Consider the following 4124-nt stretch of genomic DNA (forward strand, 5'->3'; position numbering starts at 1 on the left):
GCAGGAGCGCTGCGCCCCTGTCTTCTCTTCGTCAAAAATACTCCCGCCGGAGGCATCTGCCTATGACGTTCGCGCGACCGCCTGAGTTGGGCGATGCGCCGGGCTCAGGTTCGGAAGCGCAGGATGACCCGGCGGTTGCCGCGCAGGGCTTCGATCTCCACGCGCGGGGCGGCGCGGTTGAGCAGCCTGTCGACCCGGTCGGGATCGATGACGTTACGGCCGTCGATTCTCAGCAGGATGTCCCCCCGGCGCAGGCCGATGCGTGCGCCGTAGGGGCCGGGATCGGTGACCGTGACGCCCTCGGCCGCCATTGGAAGACCGAGCTCGGCGGCCACTGCGGGGTTTACGCGCGCCAGCGACAGGCCCGGCAGTACGGCGCGCTCGCCGAGCGTCTCCGCGTCGCGGGGCGGATCTTCCGGCGCGGCGATCATCTCGACCTCGGCCTCGCGCTCCTGCCCGTCCTGGAGGTAGCGGATGCGGGCCACGTGGCCGAGCCCGGCCACCGACATGCGATAGATCATCTCGGGCGGGGTGTTGACCGGCTGGCCATCCACCGCCAGCACCACGTCGCCGACCCCGAGCCCGGCCGCGGCGAAGGGGCTCGCCGGGTGGATGGCCGAGATCAGCACGCCGCCGGGCAGGCCCAGCCCGAGGCTCTCCGACAGGTCCGCATCCACAGGCTGGCCCGACATCCCGGCCCAGGGCCGGGCGAAGCCCTCATTGCCGGCGCGGGCCTGTTCGACGAACTGCGCCACCAGCGCCGAGGGGATGGCGAAGCCGATGCCGTTGGATCCGCCCGAGCGGGTCAGGATCGAGGTGTTCACCCCGATCAGGTCGCCGTCCACGTCGATCAGCGCGCCGCCGGAATTGCCCGGGTTGATCGGCGCGTCGGTCTGGATGAAGTAGCCGCGCGCGTTGCCCGTCGCCGTTCCGGAGCGTGCCAGCCCCGACACGATCCCCGAGGTCACCGTCTGGCCGACGCCGAACGGATTGCCGATCGCCAGCACTAGCTCGCCGACCTCGACCGTGTCGCTGTCGCGCAAGGCCAGGTGCGGCATGTCCGAGGCGCCGTCGAGCTTGAGGATGGCGAGGTCGGATTCCTCGTCTCCGAGCAGCACGGTGGCGGCGTATTCCTCGCCGGTGTTGAGCACCACGCGGATGTCGGTCGCCTGTCCGACCACGTGGTAGTTCGACACCACGATGCCGTCCTCCGACAGGATCACCCCGGAGCCCAGCGAGTTCTGCACCCGCGGCCGGCCGCCGAACTCGCGGAAGAGGTTGCCGAAGAGCGGATCGCCGGCGAAGGGGCTGCGGGTCTCGACGGTGCGGCGGGCGTAGATGTTGACCACCGCCGGCGTCGCCTGCTTCACCAGCGGCACGAAGCTGAGCGAGATCTCGGCCTGGCTCTGCGGCACGCGGCTCTCGGCGAGGGCGGGCAGGGGGGCGAGGGCAAGGATGGAAAGGGTGAGCGCGACAACGGCGTTGCGAAGCATGGTGCGGTCCTCCTGTGCCCCAGCGATATGCCCGGGCGAGGGGGCGGAATCAAGACGGGCGAAGGAACGTGCGCGTGAGGCTCCGCGTTGGGGAGCCACAGACTGAAAGGAGACTCCCATGCCAGAGCGTCAGAGATCCGAGGACGGCGGCCGCGAGACGGAGGCCTATACCGACAGCACCGACACCCCCGACCAGCAGGGCCGCGCCGGCGGCGCGACCGAGCGTCAGGTGGGCACGCGGGATCTGCTCAAGCGGGCCGAACAGGACCGACCGGGTGTCACGCGGGTGCGCAAATCCGAAGAGAAGCAGGACAGCTGAGGAGAGGAGACCGATATGACCGAATTGAAGCAAGGCACGTGGGTTGTTGTCACCGATAGCGAGAAGGCGCTGTTCCTGCGCAACCTGACCGACCACGAGAACCCCAATCTCGAGATGTTCGACGAGGAGGCGCAGGAGAACCCCTCCGACCGTGAGCAGGGCGCCAACCGGCCCGGGCGGATGCACGACACCGGGGTGGGGCAGCGCTCGTCGCTGGATGACACCGACTGGCACGAGCTGCAGAAGGAGCGCTTTGCGGCGGATCTCGCCGACCAGCTCTATGCCGAGGCGCACAAGGGCGCCTTCGAGCATCTGGTGCTGGTGGCCTCTCCGCAGGTGCTGGGCGATCTGCGCCGCGAGATGCACAAGGAGGTCGCCGACAAGGTGGTGGCCGAGGTGCCCAAGACCCTGACCAACCACCCGATCGACAAGATCGAGACGCTGGTCAAGAAAGAGCTCGACGCCGCCTGAGCGCCGGCTTTCGAGCAAGCCACCGGGCAAAGAAAAAAGGCGCCGCAGGGATCTGCGGCGCCTTTCTCTTGGTCGCGGGTCGCGAGGATTACTCCTCAGCGGCCTCGAGCTCTGCGAGGCGGGCCTTGTCGGCTGCGCCCTTGGCGTCGACGTCGCGGTCGACCAGCTCGATGATCGCCATCGGCGCCATGTCACCGTAACGGAAGCCGGCCTTCAGCACGCGGCAGTAGCCGCCCGAACGCTCGGCGTAGCGCGGGCCAAGCACTTCGAACAGCTTGGCGACGTCCTTGTCCTGCTTCAGCTGGGCAGCGGCCTGACGGCGGGCGTGCACGTCGCCGCGCTTGCCGAGGGTGATCAGCTTGTCGATGACGCGCTTGAGTTCCTTGGCCTTGGGCAGGGTGGTCTTGATCTGCTCGTGCTCGATCAGCGAGCCGGCCATGTTTGCCCACAGGGCCTTGCGGTGCTCGTGGGTGCGGTTGAGGCGGCGGTAGCCTTTTGCGTGACGCATGTCTCTTTACTCCGGTTTGCCCTCTACGGGCGGTTTTGCTTTGTCAGGCGGCCCATGCGTTGCGGACCGCTCACCTTGGGGCAGGATGCCCGGGGGTTCCCCTTGCGGGGAAAGAAACGGGGCGCCCTCTCACCGCGCCCCGCTCCTTGTCTCTCAGCTCTTAGAACTGGTCTTCGAGCTTCTTGGCGAGATCTTCGATGTTGTCCGGCGGCCAGTCCTCGACATCCATGCCGAGGTGCAGACCCATGGAGGACAGCACTTCCTTGATCTCGTTCAGCGACTTGCGGCCGAAGTTCGGGGTGCGGAGCATCTCGGCTTCGGTCTTCTGGATCAGGTCGCCGATATAGACGATGTTGTCGTTCTTCAAGCAGTTGGCCGAACGCACCGACAGTTCGAGCTCGTCGACCTTCTTGAGAAGGAGCGGGTTGAACTCGAGGCCATCGTCCTCGTCCTGGCGGCCAGCCGCTTCGGGCTCGTCGAAGTTCACGAAGATCGACAGCTGGTCCTGCAGGATGCGCGCAGCAAAGGCGATCGCGTCCTCGGGGGTGACCGAGCCATCGGTCTCGACCTTCATGGTCAGCTTGTCGTAATCGAGAACCTGGCCCTCACGGGTCGGCTGCACCTCGTAGGCGACCTTCTTGACCGGCGAATAGATCGCGTCGATCGGGATCAGGCCGATGGGCGCATCTTCCGGCTTGTTCTTGTCGGCAGAGACATAGCCCTTGCCGGTGTTCACGGTCAGCTCGACATAGAGATCGGCACCATCGTCGAGATGGCAGATCACGTGATCCTTGTTCAGGACCTCGATGCCGGCGGTCTCGGCGATGTCACCTGCGGTGACGGCGCCCGGGCCGGTGGCGTTGATCGACAGGCGCTTCGGCCCTTCGACTTCCATCCGCAGCGATACGCCCTTCAGGTTCAGGACGATGTCGGTCACGTCTTCGCGGACACCCGCGACGGAGGAGAATTCGTGCAGCACGTTGTCGATCTGCACGCTGGTGATGGCCGCACCCTGAAGGCTCGACAGCAGCACCCGGCGCAGCGCGTTGCCCAGCGTCAGGCCGAAGCCACGCTCGAGCGGCTCGGCGACGACGGTGGCCACGCGGCTCGGGTCGGCGCCGGGGCGAACCTCCAGCTGGGTCGGCTTGATCAGTTCAGCCCAGTTCTTGTGGATCATGCGTCCCTCCATTCCTGTCCGTGCCCCATGTCCAAAGGCTCAGACGCCCGAGGTTGAAATGACGTAAGGCGGGGCCCCGCACGACGGCAGGGCCCCACCTTGTTGTAGCGATAGATCAGACGCGGCGGCGCTTCGGCGGGCGGCAGCCGTTGTGTG

Annotated in this window: 5 protein-coding genes; 2 read left to right on the plus strand and 3 right to left on the minus strand. The window is 67.0% G+C overall.

The window, feature by feature from the left end:
* Positions 1–104: 104 nt before the first annotated feature.
* On the minus strand, positions 105–1493 hold the full coding sequence (locus AC6RA4_RS02915; RefSeq protein WP_500157236.1) for a trypsin-like peptidase domain-containing protein: 1389 nt from the start codon (positions 1491–1493) through the stop codon (positions 105–107).
* 118 nt (positions 1494–1611) lie between these two features.
* Here AC6RA4_RS02915 and AC6RA4_RS02920 point away from each other — a divergent pair, with 118 nt between their 5' ends.
* Together AC6RA4_RS02920 and AC6RA4_RS02925 are read left to right on the plus strand one after the other, a co-directional pair.
* Positions 1612–1812, plus strand: a complete 201-nt coding sequence (locus tag AC6RA4_RS02920; RefSeq protein ID WP_500157238.1) for a hypothetical protein — start codon at positions 1612–1614, stop codon at positions 1810–1812.
* A gap of 15 nt (positions 1813–1827) precedes the next feature.
* Complete coding sequence (locus AC6RA4_RS02925; protein ID WP_500157239.1) at positions 1828–2283, plus strand: host attachment family protein; 456 nt, start codon at positions 1828–1830, stop codon at positions 2281–2283.
* Between the two features lie 88 nt (positions 2284–2371).
* Here AC6RA4_RS02925 and rplQ read toward each other — a convergent pair whose 3' ends face one another.
* Both rplQ and AC6RA4_RS02935 read right to left on the minus strand, forming a co-directional pair.
* Positions 2372–2791: a 50S ribosomal protein L17 gene (gene rplQ, locus AC6RA4_RS02930; RefSeq protein ID WP_007792547.1), complete on the minus strand. Its 420-nt coding sequence runs from the start codon at positions 2789–2791 to the stop codon at positions 2372–2374.
* Between the two features lie 160 nt (positions 2792–2951).
* The gene (locus tag AC6RA4_RS02935) at positions 2952–3968 is read right to left on the minus strand and encodes a DNA-directed RNA polymerase subunit alpha (protein WP_222601789.1); all 1017 of its coding nucleotides are present in this window, start codon (positions 3966–3968) and stop codon (positions 2952–2954) included.
* Positions 3969–4124 lie beyond the last annotated feature (156 nt).

This window comes from Salipiger sp., assembly GCF_059781815.1.

Coding starts and splice junctions, on each gene's coding strand:
- AC6RA4_RS02915 (WP_500157236.1), bottom strand. CDS start 1,493: ATGCTTCGCAACGCCGTTGTCGCGCTCACCCTTTCCATCCTTGCCCTC.
- AC6RA4_RS02920 (WP_500157238.1), top strand. CDS start 1,612: ATGCCAGAGCGTCAGAGATCCGAGGACGGCGGCCGCGAGACGGAGGCC.
- AC6RA4_RS02925 (WP_500157239.1), top strand. CDS start 1,828: ATGACCGAATTGAAGCAAGGCACGTGGGTTGTTGTCACCGATAGCGAG.
- rplQ (WP_007792547.1), bottom strand. CDS start 2,791: ATGCGTCACGCAAAAGGCTACCGCCGCCTCAACCGCACCCACGAGCAC.
- AC6RA4_RS02935 (WP_222601789.1), bottom strand. CDS start 3,968: ATGATCCACAAGAACTGGGCTGAACTGATCAAGCCGACCCAGCTGGAG.